A 13959-nucleotide genomic window follows, 5' to 3' on the forward strand; every position below is an offset into this window, starting at 1 on the left:
CCCGTGGGCCTGACGGCAGCCGGTCCCAGCGATAGCATCGGGACGACCCGAGACCCGGGTCACGGTCCCGACGGAGAACGAAGAGGTTCATGACCGACGAAGCTGCTCTGCGCCCCGAGATCCGGGATGCCGTGGACGACCTCCCTGCCGACCTGCGGCGCTGCGCCAACCACCTGCTGAGCGTCTACACCGACGACGACATGACGGAGCGGGAGCCCCGCGACGTGGTCGGTGCGGCCGCGTCCACCTGCCGGTTCGCGCACCGGCGCGACCCGGGACAGACGCTGGTGCGCGCCTTCACCCCGACGCTGCGCGAGGACGGCTGGACGTCGCGGCGCACCGTCGTCGACATCTGCACCGACGACGTGCCGTTCCTGGTGGACTCCGTCGACGGCGCCATCGCCCGCCACGGCGGGACGGTGCACCTCATGCAGCACCCCGTGGTCGGGGCGCAGCGCGACGAGTCCGGCGAGCTGCAGGGCCTCCACGCCCGCGGCGGTCTGCCCGAGTCGTGGATGCACGTGGAGACCGACCGCATCACCGACGACGACGACCGTGAGGCGCTCGTGACGCGGCTGCAGGAGGTCGTCGCCGACGTGCACGCCGCCGTCGAGGACTGGAGGGCGATGCGCCGGGCATGCCTCGACATCTGCACCGACCTGCGCGTGCAGCCGCCGCCCACCGCCGATCCGGCGACGGTCGCGCCCACGATCGAGTTCCTCACCTGGCTCGCCGAGGACCACTTCACCTTCCTCGGCTACCGCGAGTACAGCCTCGACACCGTCGACGGCGAGGACGTGCTGCGCCCCCTGTCGCACACCGGCCTGGGGATCCTGCGCAAGCCCACCACCGACATCGTGCACCTGCGCCCCGAGGCGCAGCGCACCGCGCGGGAGCCGCGGCTGCTGACGATCACCAAGGCGAACTCGCGGGCCACGGTGCACCGCGACGTCTACCTGGACTACGTCGGGGTGCGCACCTTCGACGACGAGGGCAACGTCACCGGCGAGCGCCGCATCGTCGGGATCTTCACGTCGGCCGCCTACGCCTCCTCGGTGCTGACCCTGCCGATCGTCGCCGCGAAGGCCCGCGCCGTGCTGAGCGCCTCCGGGTTCGCCCCGACCTCGCACTCCGGCAAGGACCTGCTGCAGGTGCTGGAGCAGTACCCCCGCGACGAGCTCTTCCAGGACAGCCCCGAACACCTGCACGACGTCGCCAGCCAGGTCATCCGGCTGCGCGAGCGCCGGCAGAGCCGCATCTTCCTGCGCGCCGACGAGTTCGGGCGCTTCGTCTCGGCGCTGGTCTACCTCCCGCGCGACCGGTACAACACCACGGTGCGGCTGCGCATCGAGGACCTGCTGCGCGAGGCGTTCGCCGCGGAGCGCGTGGAGCACACCACCCGCGTGGACGACTCGCCCCTGGCGCAGCTGCACTTCGTCGTGCGCGTCCCGAAGGACACCGGGATCCCCGCGGTGGACGAGGAGGACCTGCAGCGCGGCCTCGAGGACGCGGTGCGGACATGGACGGCGGCGCTCGTGGACGAGCTGCACCACGTCCACGACGAGGAGACGGCGGCGCAGATCCTGCACCGGTACGGCACGGCTTTCTCCGAGGCGTACAAGGAGCACATCACCCCGGCGGCGGCCGTCGGCGACATCGGGCGTCTCGAGGGGTTGACCGAGGCCGAGCCGATCGCGGTGCACCTGTACACGCCGGAGGACGCCGACCCGAGCGTGCGTCGGCTGACCGTGGCGTCGCTGCGCGAGCACCGGCTCACCTGGGTGCTGCCGCTGCTCACCGGCCTCGGCGTCGACGTGCTCGACGAGCGGCCGTACACGGTGCAGCCCGCGGACGGCTCGACGCGGTACATCTCCGACTTCGGCATCACCGCGCCCGACCCGGCGCTGTGGCAGGCCGAGGGGGCCGCCGCTGCGCTCGAGGACGCGTTCCGCGCCGTCTGGTCCGGCGCCGCGGAGAGCGACGGACTCAACGCGCTCGTCCTGCGGGCCGGCCTGCCGTGGCGCGACATCGTGATCCTGCGGGCCGTCGGACGCTACCTCCGTCAGGCCGGGTCGGCCTTCTCGATGGAGTACATCGACGAGGCGCTGATCGCCCACCCGCAGCTCGCCGCCGACCTCGTGCAGCTCTTCGCGCTGCGGTTCGACCCCGATCTCGACGAGTCCGACGGCGACCGCGACATGAGGGCCGCGCGGGCGAGCGTCGACCTGCTGGAGGCCTTCGACGACGTCGCCAGCCTCGACCACGACCGCATCCTGCGGTCGTTCCTCGGCGTCATCAACGCGATGCTGCGCACGAACTTCTACACCCGCGACGACGCCGGCGACCCCAAGCCGTGGGTCTCGATGAAGCTCGACTGCTCGCGCGTGCCGGACCTGCCGCTGCCGCACCCGATGGCCGAGATCTGGGTGTACTCCCCACAGGTCGAGGGTGTGCACCTGCGGTTCGGCAAGGTGGCGCGCGGTGGCCTGCGCTGGAGCGACCGGCGCGAGGACTTCCGCACCGAGGTGCTCGGGCTGGTCAAGGCCCAGATGGTCAAGAACGCGGTCATCGTCCCGACCGGGTCCAAGGGCGGCTTCGTCGCCAAGCAGCTGCCGGACCCGTCGGACCGGGCCGCCTGGCTCGCCGAGGGGAAGGCGGCCTACCGCACCTTCATCCGCGGCCTGCTGGACGTCACCGACAACCGTGACGGCGGCGAGGTGGTCCCGCCGGAGCGCGTCGTGCGGCACGACGGCGACGACCCGTACCTCGTCGTCGCGGCCGACAAGGGCACCGCGTCGTTCTCGGACATCGCCAACGGCATCTCCGCGGAGTACGGCTTCTGGCTCGACGACGCGTTCGCCTCCGGGGGGTCGGACGGCTACGACCACAAGTCGATGGGCATCACCGCCCGCGGCGCCTGGGAGTCGGTCAAGCGACACTTCCGCGAGCTCGGCCACGACACCCAGACCGAGGACTTCACCGTGGTGGGTGTCGGCGACATGTCCGGGGACGTGTTCGGCAACGGCATGCTGCTCTCGGAGCACATCCGGCTGGTCGCCGCCTTCGACCACCGGCACGTGTTCGTCGACCCCGACCCGGACGCCTCGACGTCGTACGCCGAGCGGCGGCGGCTGTTCGAGCTGGCCGGGTCGACCTGGGACGACTACGACCGTGAGCTGATCTCCGCCGGCGGCGGAGTGTTCCCGCTGTCGGCGAAGTCCGTGCCGGTGAGCCCCCAGATGGCCGAGGCGCTCGGGCTGGACCGCGGCGTCACGGCGCTCACCCCGAACGAGCTGAAGCGGGCCGTCCTGCTGGCCCCGGTGGACCTGCTCTGGAACGGCGGCATCGGCACCTACGTCAAGGCGTCGACGGAGACGAACGAGGACATCGGCGACCGGGCGAACGACGCCATCCGGGTCGACGGGTCCGCGCTGCGCGTACGGGTGATCGGCGAGGGCGGGAACCTCGGCGTCAGCCAGCGGGGCCGGATCGAGGCCGCGCTGTCCGGCGTGCAGGTGAACACCGACGCGATCGACAACTCGGCGGGGGTGGGCACCTCCGACCACGAGGTCAACATCAAGATCCTGCTGGGCGCGGTGATGCGCGAGGGCCGCCTGGACATCACCGACCGCAACAAGCTCCTGCAGTCCATGACCGACGAGGTCGCGGCCCAGGTCCTGCGCGACAACTACGAGCAGAACGTGCTGCTGGGCAACTCCCGGGCCAACGCGGCGGTCATGCTGCCCGTGCACGCACGGCTGATGACCTCGCTCGAGGAGCGGGGCGACCTGGACCGTGCCCTCGAGGTGCTGCCCGGTCCGGCCGAGATCGCCGAACGGATCGAGCAGCGGCAGGGACTCACCCGCCCGGAGTTCGCGGTGCTGATGGCCTACGCGAAGCTGGCCCTCAAGGACGACCTCAACGAGACAGACCTCGCCGAGGACCCCTGGTTCGCCCGCACCCTGGCCGACTACTTCCCGACGGAGGTCCGCGAGCTGTTCCCCGACGACCTCGTCGACCACCCGCTGCGCCGCGAGATCGTCGTCAACGCCGTCGTGAACTCGATGGTCAACCGTGGCGGCATCACGTTCGCCTACCGGGCCGCCGACGAGACCGGCGCCCCGACCGAGCAGGTCGCCCGGGCGTTCGTCGCCGCGCGCGAGATCATGGACCTGCAGGGCTTCGTGGAGGTCGTGGAGGCCACGGACAACGTGGTGTCCTCCCAGGTGCAGACCGACCTGTACCTCGAGTTCCGCCGGCTGCTCGACCGGGCCGCACGGTGGTTCGTCCAGCACCGGTCCGACCTCATCGACGTCGGCGCCGAGATCGAGGCGTTCGCCGAGCCCGTGCGGTCCTACACCTCGCGGCTCGGTGAGCTCTACCAGGGCGAGGAGCTGCGGCAGTACCAGGCCGAGTTCGCCGCCCTCGAGGAGGCGGGGTGCGGTCCCGAGCTCGCCCGGCGCGGCGCGAGCCTGCTCGGCGCCCTGCCGCTGCTCGACGTCGCCGAGCTCGCGGCGACGCGCGAGTGGGACCTGGACGAGGTGGCGCAGACCTACTTCACGCTGTCGGGCCGGCTCGGCGTGCCGGACATGCTCACCCGCGTCTCGGCCCTGCCGCAGGACGACCGCTGGGACTCGATGGCCCGGGCCGCGCTGCGTGACGACCTCTACGCGGTCACGATCGCGCTGACGGCGTCCGTGCTCGAGCACACCGATCCCGGGGACGCCACGGAGCGGATCGACGCCTGGATCGCGGCCGGGGGGACGACCGCCGAGCGGGCCCTCCACGCGATGGCCACGGCCGATGCCGTGGAGGACCCGGGGATCGCGACGCTGTCGGTCGCGCTGCGGCAGCTGCGCTCGCTCGCCCGCTGACCCGCGCTGACCCGCTCACCGCTGCGGGCATGAAAGATGCGGCCCGCCGTCGTCGGAGGGCCGCCTCTTTCATGCCCCCAGCGGGCCGGGCGGCCGGTGGGCGGGGGTGCCGGCGGCGCCCCCGCCCGGGACGGCTCAGGCCTCGAGCAGCAGCGCCTCGCCCTGCCCGCCGCCGCCGCACAGCGCGACCGCTGCCCGGCCCGTCTGCCCGTCGGCCCGGCGCCGGGCCAGCTGGTGCGCGGCGTGCACCGCGAGCCGCGCGCCGGACGCCCCGATGGGGTGACCGAGCGAGATGCCGCCGCCGTGCGGGTTGACGATCTCGGGGGAGATCCCGAGCACCCGCCGCGAGGCCGCCGACACGACGGCGAAGGCCTCGTTGATCTCGACGTGGTCGAGGTCGTCCGCGGTCCATCCCTCGCGCGCCAGCGCCGCGGAGATCGCGTTCGCCGGCTGCGAGTGCAGCGAGGTGTCCGGTCCGGCGACCTGGCCGGCCGACCGGACCGTGGCCAGCACGGACACCCCGGCCGCCTCGGCCCGGGCCCGGGTGGTCAGCACGAGTGCCGCGGCGCCGTCCGAGATCTGCGAGGCGTTGCCCGCCGTGATCGAGCCCTCGCGGGAGAAGGCCGGGCGCAGCCGGGCCAGGCTCTCGGTCGTGGTGTCCGGGCGGACCCCCTCGTCGGAGGAGACCACGATCGGGTCGCCCTTGCGCTGCGGCACCTCCACCGGTGCCAGCTCGGCGGTGAACACGCCGTCCTTGGCGGCACGGGCGGCCCGCTGGTGCGACGCCGCCGCCACCTGGTCCTGCTCCTCGCGATCGACGTGCACCGAGCCGGTGTTGTGCTCCTCGGTGCTCAGCCCCATCGCCTGGCCGTCGAACGCGTCCGACAGCCCGTCGCGGGACACGGCGTCGAGCAGGGTCGCGTCCCCGTACCGGAAGCCGGCACGGGCCCCCGGCAGCAGGTGCGGCGCGTTCGTCATGGACTCCTGGCCGCCGACGAGCACGGCCGTGGCCTCGCCGGTGCGCAGCAGCCGGGCACCGTCGATGACCGCGGTCAGCCCGGACAGGCACACCTTGTTGACGGTCACGGCGGGCACCGTCATCGGCACGCCCGCGGCGACGGCCGTCTGGCGGGCCGGGTTCTGGCCGGCGCCGGCCTGCAGCACCTGGCCGAAGACGACGGTGTCGACGTCCCCGGCGACCGCGCCCGCCTCGGACAGCGCCGCCCGGGCCGCGACGGCGCCGAGCTCGACCGCCGAGAGCGAGGCGAGGGCCCCGCCCAGACGCCCCTGGGGTGTGCGGGCGGCGGAGACGACGACCACGTCGTCGGGTCGGGGTTCGGTCGTGCTGGTCATGAGGCTCGCTCCTCGTCGTCGAGGGCGGTGTCGGGGTCGCCGACGGCCGCCACGGCTGGGGTGGTCCGGACGGTGGCGCGCACGGCGTCCACGACGAGCGCGAGCACCTCCTCCGGGCGTTCGAGGTGCGGCGAGTGGCCGACGTCCTCGAGCACCTCTTCACGGTACGCCCCGCCGCGGGCGGCGTAGGCATCCAGCACCGCCCGGGTCTGGCCGACCATGGGTTGCGGGGGGCACTCCACGGCCCCGGGCCACCCCGGGACGGCACCGAGCTCCCCGAGGCGGGCCAGGTCGAGGGCCGAGGTGTCCGAGACGATCGCGTCCAGCGCACCGCGGACCCACAGCACCGGCGGCTGCGGCTCGACCGCCGCGAACCCGGACAGGTCCAGGTACCGCGGGGCGATGGCGTTGTTCATGCCCCGGGTCCCCGGGGCGACCCCCGGCCAGTGGTCGGAGGTCGTCAGGTCGCCCGGGTAGTGGTCCGGACCGGTCCGGGTGCTGAGCACCGAGTCGAGCAGGTCCTCCTCGTCCGCGGCGATCGTGGCCGCGTCGGCCACGTAGAACGCCCGCAGGACGCCACGGGGCGACCCGGGGTCGTCGGACCGGTCCCCGGCCGCGATGGCGGCCACGAAGTCCGGGTTGGCCGTCCCGCCTCCCGACCCGGCGTGGTCCGGGGCCGTCGGTGTGCCGACCAGGTCCCGGGTGCCGCCGAACCCGTAGGGGGACATCGGTGCCTCGAGCACCAGGGCGGCGAACCGGGACGCGTCGTCGATCGCGAGCTGCAGCACCACCCCGGCGCCGGCCGAGTGGCCGAGCGCCGTCAGCGGGGGAGCGTCCGCCCCGGCCAGCCCGAGGGCGTCGACCACGGCCGCCACGTCGTCGGCGAGGTCGCCCAGCCCGCGGGTGGCGTCGATCGGCAGCGGCTCGCTGTCGCCGAACCCGCGCAGGTCCACGGCGACACCGCGGACGTCGGCAGGCAGGGAGGCGAGCAGCCGGGAGAAGAACGCCGACGACGAGCAGTTGCCGTGCACGCACAGCAGCGTCGCCGACCCGCCCGGACCGGTGTCGCGCACGTGGAACGTGCCGCGCCCGGTCGTCACGTCGGTGCGGTGCACCGACCGCGCCGTCACGCGTCGCCGCCGACGACGGCGGGCGGCCGGACGGCGTGCGGGGCCGAGGCGAGGGGGGCGTCGTCCAGCTCGACGGTCAGCTCGGGCTCCGTGCGCTCGCGCACCTCGTCCTCGGTGACGCCGGGGGCGAGCTCGCGCAGCACCAGCCCGTCCGGGGTGACGTCGATGACCGCCAGGTCGGTGATGATGCGGTGCACCACCTCCCGACCCGTCAGCGGCAGGGAGCACTCGTGGACGATCTTCGGCGAGCCGTCCCGGGCGGTGTGCTCCATGACGATGATGAGCCGTGACGCGCCGTGCACGAGGTCCATGGCGCCGCCCGGGCCCTTGATCATCTTCCCGGGGATCATCCAGTTGGCCAGGTCGCCGGTGGCGGAGACCTGCATCGCCCCGAGGATCGCGGCGTCGATCTTGCCGGCGCGGATCATGGCGAAGCTCGTGGCCGAGTCGAAGATCGCCGCGCCGGGCAGCGTCGTGACGGTCTGCTTGCCGGCGTTGATGAGGTCCGGGTCCACCTCGTCCTCGGTCGGGAACGGCCCGACGCCGAGGATGCCGTTCTCGCTCTGCAGCACGAGGTGCTTCTCCGGCGGCACATGGTTGGGCACGAGCGTGGGCAGCCCGATGCCGAGGTTGACGTACCAGCCGTCGAGCAGCTCGCGGGCCGCGCGGGCGGCCATCTCGTCGCGGGTGAGCGCCATCGCTCAGCCCTCCTTCCCCGCCGTGGCGGACTCGTCGGTGGTGCGGACGGTGCGGCGTTCGATCCGCTTGGGGGCGTCGGGGCCGACGACGATCATCCGGTGCACGAACACCCCGGGCAGGTGGACGTCGTCGGGGTCGATCTCGCCGGGTTCGACCAGCTCCTCGACCTGGGCCACGCAGACGCGGCCCGCCATGGCCGCCAGCGGGGAGAAGTTCCGTGCCGAGCGGTGGAAGACCAGGTTGCCGAACCGGTCGCCCTTGGCGGCGTGGATGAGCGCGAAGTCGGTGCTGATCGCCTCCTCGAGGACGAACTCCTGCTCGTGCACGCCGTCGGCCGCCACCACCGGGAAGGTGCGGATCTCCTTGGCCGGGCTGCCGACCGCGATCCCGCCGGACCCGTCGTAGCGTCGCGGCAGACCGCCGTCGGCGACCTGCGTGCCGACGCCGGTGCGGGTGTAGAACGCGGCGATGCCGGCGCCGCCGGCGCGCAGCTTCTCGGCGAGCGTGCCCTGCGGGGTCAGCTCCACCTCGAGCTCACCGGTGAGGAACTGCCGCTCGAACTCCTTGTTCTCGCCGACGTACGACGACGTCATCTTGCGGATGCGCCCGGCGTTCAGCAGGACGCCGAGCCCCCAGTCGTCCACTCCGCAGTTGTTGCTCACGACCGACATGTCGTGCGTGCCCTGCTCGAGCAGCGCCTCGATCAGCGCGATCGGGTTGCCGCACAGGCCGAACCCGCCGACGGCGAGCGAGGCGCCGTCGGGGATGTCGGCCACGGCCTCGGCAGCGCTGCCGACGACCTTGTCCAGACCGGTCGGTTCTGCGGCGGGGGGAAGGGGTGTGCTCATCGGACCTCCTCGGTGAGGGCGCCGAGCAGGGCGCCCGTCTCCGCCGCGACGGCGGCGCTGCCGTCGCGGCTCATGACGATCGTGTAGTGGTTGACGTCCGGCACGTCGCGGGGCCGCAGCGCCGGGGCCCGCTGGACCCACCTTGCCATGTGTTCGGGGTCGTACAGCGCCACCGGTTCGTCCAGCAGCCCGCGCGGGGCCCTCAGCAGGGTCGTCGGGCGCTGCAGACGGCCCAGCGCGGCGGCGACCGGGCCGTCGGCGTGCAGGTCCAGCGAGTCCGCCGCCACCGCCTCCGGGTTCGAGGCGGGGCGCATGCCCTGCGGGGACGGGACCAGGTCGTAGTCGACGTAGTCCAGCACGACCGGACCCCACACCGCGGTGAACGCCGGGTGCTCCGACCAGAACGCCCGGTACGCCGCGGCGTCCGGGAAGGTGCGGCGCAACCGCTCCGCGGCGGGCCCCAGCACGACCCGCAGCCGCTCGGCCGGGGTCGCCGCGGGGTCCAGCCCCGGAGGTTCCGGCAGCGGCACACCCCCGTCGACGAGCAGCAGGCCGGCGACGACGTCGGGGTGCCGGTCGGCCAGCACCACGGCGACGAAGGCCCCCATGGAGTGCCCGACGACCGGCACCGGCCCGTCGGCGACCGCCCGGGCGACCGCGGCGACGTCGTCGGCGTGCCGGGCCATGCCGAACGGACCGGGCAGGTCGTTGCTGCGGCCCCGTCCGCGCAGGTCCGGCGCCACGACCCGCACGCCGGGCAGCGCGCCGGCCAGCAGCGGCCAGGCGAGGTGCGAGGCGGTGATGCCGTGGACCGCGAGCACGGTCGGTGCCCCTGCGACCACGTCGCCGGCGTCGTCGACCGGGTCCCACACGCCGACCCGCAGGGCCCCGCCGTCCACCGGGACGTCGAGGGTGCCGTAGCGGTGGCCCGGCACCGTGTGGCGCAGGGTCGGGACGGCGGGTGCGGCGCTCATCGCGCGCTCCAGCCGCCGTCGACGGTCCACGAGGCCCCGGTGACCATGCGGGCCGACGGCCCGGCGAGCCAGGCGACGAGCTCGCCGACCTCCGCGGGCTCGGTGAGGCTCTTGATCGCCGACTCGGTGAGCAGCACCTTCTCGAGCACCTCGGACTCGTCGATGCCGTGCACGCGGGCCTGGTCGGCGATCTGCTTCTCCACCAGCGGCGTGCGCACGTAGCCGGGATTGACGCAGTTGCTCGTCACGCCGTGGGGCCCGCCCTCCAGCGCCGTGACCTTCGACAGCCCCTCGAGCCCGTGCTTGGCCGCGACGTACGCCGACTTGAACGGCGAGGCGACGAGCCCGTGCACGGAGGAGAGGTTGACGACGCGGCCCCAGCCGCGCTCGTACATGCCGGGCAGCACCGCCCGGACCAGGAGGAACGGCGCCTCGAGCATGATGCGCTGGATGAGCCGGAACGCCTCCGGGTCGAACTCCTCCAGCGGGCTGACCCGCTGGATGCCGGCGTTGTTCACCAGCACGTCGGCGTCCAGCGACAGGTGGTCGAGCTCGCGGGTGTCGGCCAGGTCGACGACCCAGGCCTCGCCCCCGACGTCGTCGGCGACCCGCTCGGCCGCCTCCGCGTCCCGGTCCGCCACGACCACGTGGGCCCCGCGCGCGGCGAGCGCCGCGGCGGCGGCGGCACCGATACCGCTGCCGCCGCCGGTGACGACGGCGCGGCGGCCGTCCAGGTACGTCTCGTCGCTCATGCGCGGGGTCCCTCCTGCGATGTCGGGCCTGACGCCCCGGGTGCCGACGGGGGGTCGGCACGCGGCGCCAGCGCTCGTTCGATGAACTGCATGGTCTGGTCGAACACGTCCTCGGGGATCTCGGGCAGGCGGTCCTCCTGACCGGGACCGGCGCCGTCCGCGGGACCGTCGGCACCGCCCCACAGCACCCAGCGCATCCCGACGATCTCGCCGATGCCCATGAGCGCCCAGGCGGCGACGGTCGGGTCGACGTCACCGACCTCGCCGTTGGCCCGGGCCTTGTCGAGGCCCGTCACGTACCCCTCGACGATGCGCTGGTAGTGGCGGCGCAGCGCGTCGGGCGCGACGAACTCCGCCTGGCGGATCACCCGGTACAGCGCCGGGTGCTCGGCGGTGAACCGGAAGAAGGCCCGGAACCCGGCCCGCTCGGCCTCCAGCCGGTTCGGTGCCTGCGAGCTCGCCTCGTACATGGCCTGGCGCACGCGCTGGTTGAGGTCGTCGACGAGCTCGACGAACACCTCGTGCTTGCCCTCGAAGTACAGGTAGAACGTGCCCATCGCCACGCCCGCCGCCTCGGTGATCTTCACGATCGAGGCGTCGTGGTAGCCCAGGTCGGCGAACACCTGCTCGGCGGCGGCGAGGATCTTCGCCCGGGTGCGGTTGCCGCGGGCGGTGCGCGGAGCGGTGCTCATCGGGCCTCCTCGGTACGGCGCGCCCGCAGGGCGTGCCGGGGGATCTTGTGCAGGGACGTGCGGGGGAGCCGGTCGACCAGCTCGAACCGCTGCGGCACCTTGAAGTGCGCCAGCTCGCCGCGGCAGTACGTCTCGAGCTCCTCGGCGTCCGTGGCGTAGCCGGCCCGGGGGACGACGAAGGCGTGCCCGACCTCGCCCCACCGGGCGTCGGGCACCCCGACCACCGCGGCCTCGGCGACCCCCGGGTGACGGTGCAGCACGGCCTCGACCTCGGCGGGGGAGACGTTCTCCCCGCCGACGATGAACAGGTCCTTGAGGCGGTCGACGATCCGGTGGTACCCGTCGGCGTCCCGCTCGACGAGGTCCCCGGTGCGCAACCAGCCGCCGGCGAACGCCGCCGCCGTCGCCTCCGGGTCGCGGAAGTACCCCGTGAAGATCCCCGGCCCGCGCACCAGCAGCTCCCCGGTCGCCGCGCCCTCGAGGTGCTCGCCGGTGGCCGGGTCGGCGATCGCCACGTCGACGTGCGGGTAGGGCTTGCCGGCCGACCCCGGACGGTCGCGGGCCTCGTCGTCGGGCAGGCACAGCACGTTCGGGCCGGCCTCGGTGAGGCCGTACCCCTGGGTGAGCGCGACGCCGCGGCGGTGCCACGTGCGCAGCAGCGGTTCGGGCATGGGGGCGCCGCCGACGACGGCGGTGCGCAGCGAGGACAGGTCGGCGCGGGCGAATCCCGGGTGCTCGGCCAGCAGCAGGTACTGCGTGGGCACGCCCATCATGGTGGTGACGCGCCGCTCGGCGATCAGGCGCAGCACCCGCTCGGGTTCGAAGGTCCGTTCCAGCACGACGGTGGCGCCGCTCCACCAGGCCAGCAGCGGCTGGATGTTCCAGCCGCCGGCGTGGAACTGGGGCAGGACGCTGAGCACGACGTCGTCGTGGGACATCTCGACCGTGCGGCTGAACGCCAGGTTGGTCCAGAAGCAGCTCCGGTGCGTGAGCACGGCCCCCTTGGGCCGACCGGAGGTGCCGGACGTGAACAGCAGCAGCAACGCGTCGTCGTCGCGGACCTCGCGCTGCTCCGGGGCGTCGTCGGCGCCGCGGCGCGTGGGCGCCGGCACGGCGGCCTCGACGCCGGAGCGGCCGAGCGCCGCGGACCGCGGCGGCACGGCGAGACGGTCGAGGGCCGCGCGCGCCAGGGTGGCGAACTCCTGCTCCACGAGCACCAGGGCCGGGTCCGCCTGGTCGAGCTGGTCGGCCAGCTCGCGCGGGGAGGACCGCCAGGACAACGGCGTCAGCACCAGCCCCGCCCGGGCGCAGGCGAAGAAGAGCACGACCTGGTCGGCGCTGTTGCCGGTGACGGTGGCGACGCGGTCGCCGACCCCGTACCCGGCGGCGCGCAGGGCCGCGGCGAGGCGGGCTGCGCGGTCGTCGAGCTCGGCGTAGGTGAGCGTGACCCCGCGGTCGTCGACGGCGACACGGCGCGGCGTGGACGTCGCCCGGTCCCGGGTCCAGCGGCCCAGCGTGTGCAGGTCCGTCATGCCGACTCCTCCATGAGGTCGCGCGCCCCCTCGCGACGTCGCCGGTGCGACAGCCGCTGCGCCGCGCCGGCGATCCCGCCCGGCAGGAACAGCACCACGAGGATGAACAGCGTTCCCAGGATGAACAACGGTTCGCTCAGCGGCACCCGGAGGACGGACGGCAGACCGGCGATGGCCTCGGAGGCGGCGAGCGCCCCGAGCCGCTGGTCCAGCAGCGTGTACAGCACGCCGCCGACGACGGCGCCCCACCGGGAGCCCACACCACCGAGCACGACCATGACCAGCAGCGTGAGCGTGAAGTCGGCCGAGGTCACCCGGGGCACGGCCCCGGACTGCAGCAGCAGGTAGGCCATGCCGACCGCCGTGGCCAGGGTGGCCGCCACGACGAAGACGAGCAGCTTGACCAGGTAGGGGCGCCCGCCGACGACGCGGACCCGCATCTCGTTCTCGCGGGTCGCCGCGGCCACGTGCCCGGCACGGGAGCGCTCGACCCACAGCACGACGGCGTAGACGACGACCAGCACGACGAGGGCCAGCCAGTACAGGTTGCGCGTGTTCATCACCCCGACGAGCGCGTCGGGCACATGGGTGGTGTCCAGCGCGAGCCCCTCCTCGCCGCCGGTGGCCCCGGCCGGGTTGCGCCGGACCAGGACGTTGCCGGCCTGCGCGAACGCGAGGGTGACCATGGCGAACGAGATCCCGGTGACCCGCAACGAGATCGCGCCGACGACGTGCGCGACGACGATCCCGCCGACGAGCACGACGCAGGCGGCGGGCAGCAGCGGCAGGTCCGTGCGGTCGAGCACGATGGCCAGGCCGTAGACGCCGACGGCGAAGTACAGGGCGTGCCCGAAGCTCAGGAGTCCGGCGACGCCGAACAGCAGGTGGTAGCTCAGGGCGAGGGCCCCGACGAGGAGCGCCAGCGCCAGCACCTGCAGCGTGCCCGGGGTGTAGGTGGGCCCGGGGAGCACGCCGGGCAGGGAGATGGCGAGCAGGGGCAGGCAGGCCAGCAGGACGACCAGGCCGAACCCGCCGGCGAGCATCAGCCACCGGCGCCGGGCGGGCGCGGGGACGTTCTCGTCGTGGGGGAGCGGCGCGGCCGGGC

Annotated in this window: 10 protein-coding genes; 1 reads left to right on the forward strand and 9 read right to left on the reverse strand. The window is 73.9% G+C overall.

Annotated features, from left to right (window positions below):
- The first annotated feature begins 89 nt into the window (after window positions 1-89).
- A complete protein-coding gene (locus Q6350_RS06670; RefSeq protein WP_305065822.1) occupies window positions 90-4874 on the forward strand; it encodes an NAD-glutamate dehydrogenase in 4785 nt (1594 codons plus the stop codon).
- A gap of 135 nt (window positions 4875-5009) precedes the next feature.
- Here Q6350_RS06670 and Q6350_RS06675 read toward each other — a convergent pair whose 3' ends face one another.
- Genes Q6350_RS06675 through Q6350_RS06715 form a run of 9 tightly spaced genes read right to left on the reverse strand, consistent with a single transcriptional unit; the run spans window position 5010 to window position 13897 of the window.
- Complete coding sequence (locus Q6350_RS06675) at window positions 5010-6227, reverse strand: acetyl-CoA C-acetyltransferase (RefSeq protein ID WP_304603416.1); 1218 nt, start codon at window positions 6225-6227, stop codon at window positions 5010-5012.
- Complete coding sequence (locus Q6350_RS06680; protein WP_304603417.1) at window positions 6224-7342, reverse strand: alpha/beta fold hydrolase; 1119 nt, start codon at window positions 7340-7342, stop codon at window positions 6224-6226. Before Q6350_RS06680 ends, Q6350_RS06675 begins: the two co-directional genes overlap by 4 nt.
- A gap of 11 nt (window positions 7343-7353) precedes the next feature.
- Window positions 7354-8055: a CoA transferase subunit B gene (locus Q6350_RS06685; RefSeq protein ID WP_304603418.1), complete on the reverse strand. Its 702-nt coding sequence runs from the start codon at window positions 8053-8055 to the stop codon at window positions 7354-7356.
- A 3-nt stretch (window positions 8056-8058) separates the two neighbouring features.
- Window positions 8059-8904: a CoA transferase subunit A gene (locus Q6350_RS06690; protein ID WP_305065823.1), complete on the reverse strand. Its 846-nt coding sequence runs from the start codon at window positions 8902-8904 to the stop codon at window positions 8059-8061.
- Window positions 8901-9878 (reverse strand): alpha/beta fold hydrolase, encoded by a 978-nt coding sequence (locus tag Q6350_RS06695; protein ID WP_305065824.1) that lies wholly within the window; start codon window positions 9876-9878, stop codon window positions 8901-8903. Before Q6350_RS06695 ends, Q6350_RS06690 begins: the two co-directional genes overlap by 4 nt.
- Window positions 9875-10630 carry a 3-hydroxybutyrate dehydrogenase gene (locus Q6350_RS06700; protein WP_304607194.1) on the reverse strand — a complete coding sequence of 252 codons (756 nt, stop codon included), beginning with the start codon at window positions 10628-10630 and terminating at the stop codon, window positions 9875-9877. Before Q6350_RS06700 ends, Q6350_RS06695 begins: the two co-directional genes overlap by 4 nt.
- On the reverse strand, window positions 10627-11322 hold the full coding sequence (locus tag Q6350_RS06705) for a TetR/AcrR family transcriptional regulator (RefSeq protein ID WP_304603420.1): 696 nt from the start codon (window positions 11320-11322) through the stop codon (window positions 10627-10629). The genes Q6350_RS06700 and Q6350_RS06705 overlap by 4 nt, the downstream gene beginning before the upstream one ends.
- Window positions 11319-12854, reverse strand: coding sequence for a class I adenylate-forming enzyme family protein (locus Q6350_RS06710; RefSeq protein WP_304603421.1), 1536 nt, complete (start codon window positions 12852-12854; stop codon window positions 11319-11321). The genes Q6350_RS06705 and Q6350_RS06710 overlap by 4 nt, the downstream gene beginning before the upstream one ends.
- A complete protein-coding gene (locus Q6350_RS06715; RefSeq protein WP_304603795.1) occupies window positions 12851-13897 on the reverse strand; it encodes a branched-chain amino acid ABC transporter permease in 1047 nt (348 codons plus the stop codon). Before Q6350_RS06715 ends, Q6350_RS06710 begins: the two co-directional genes overlap by 4 nt.
- Window positions 13898-13959: the final 62 nt, after the last annotated feature.

The sequence above is a fragment of the Isoptericola sp. b515 genome, assembly GCF_030588125.1.
Classification (GTDB): Bacteria; Actinomycetota; Actinomycetes; order Actinomycetales; family Cellulomonadaceae; genus Isoptericola; species Isoptericola sediminis.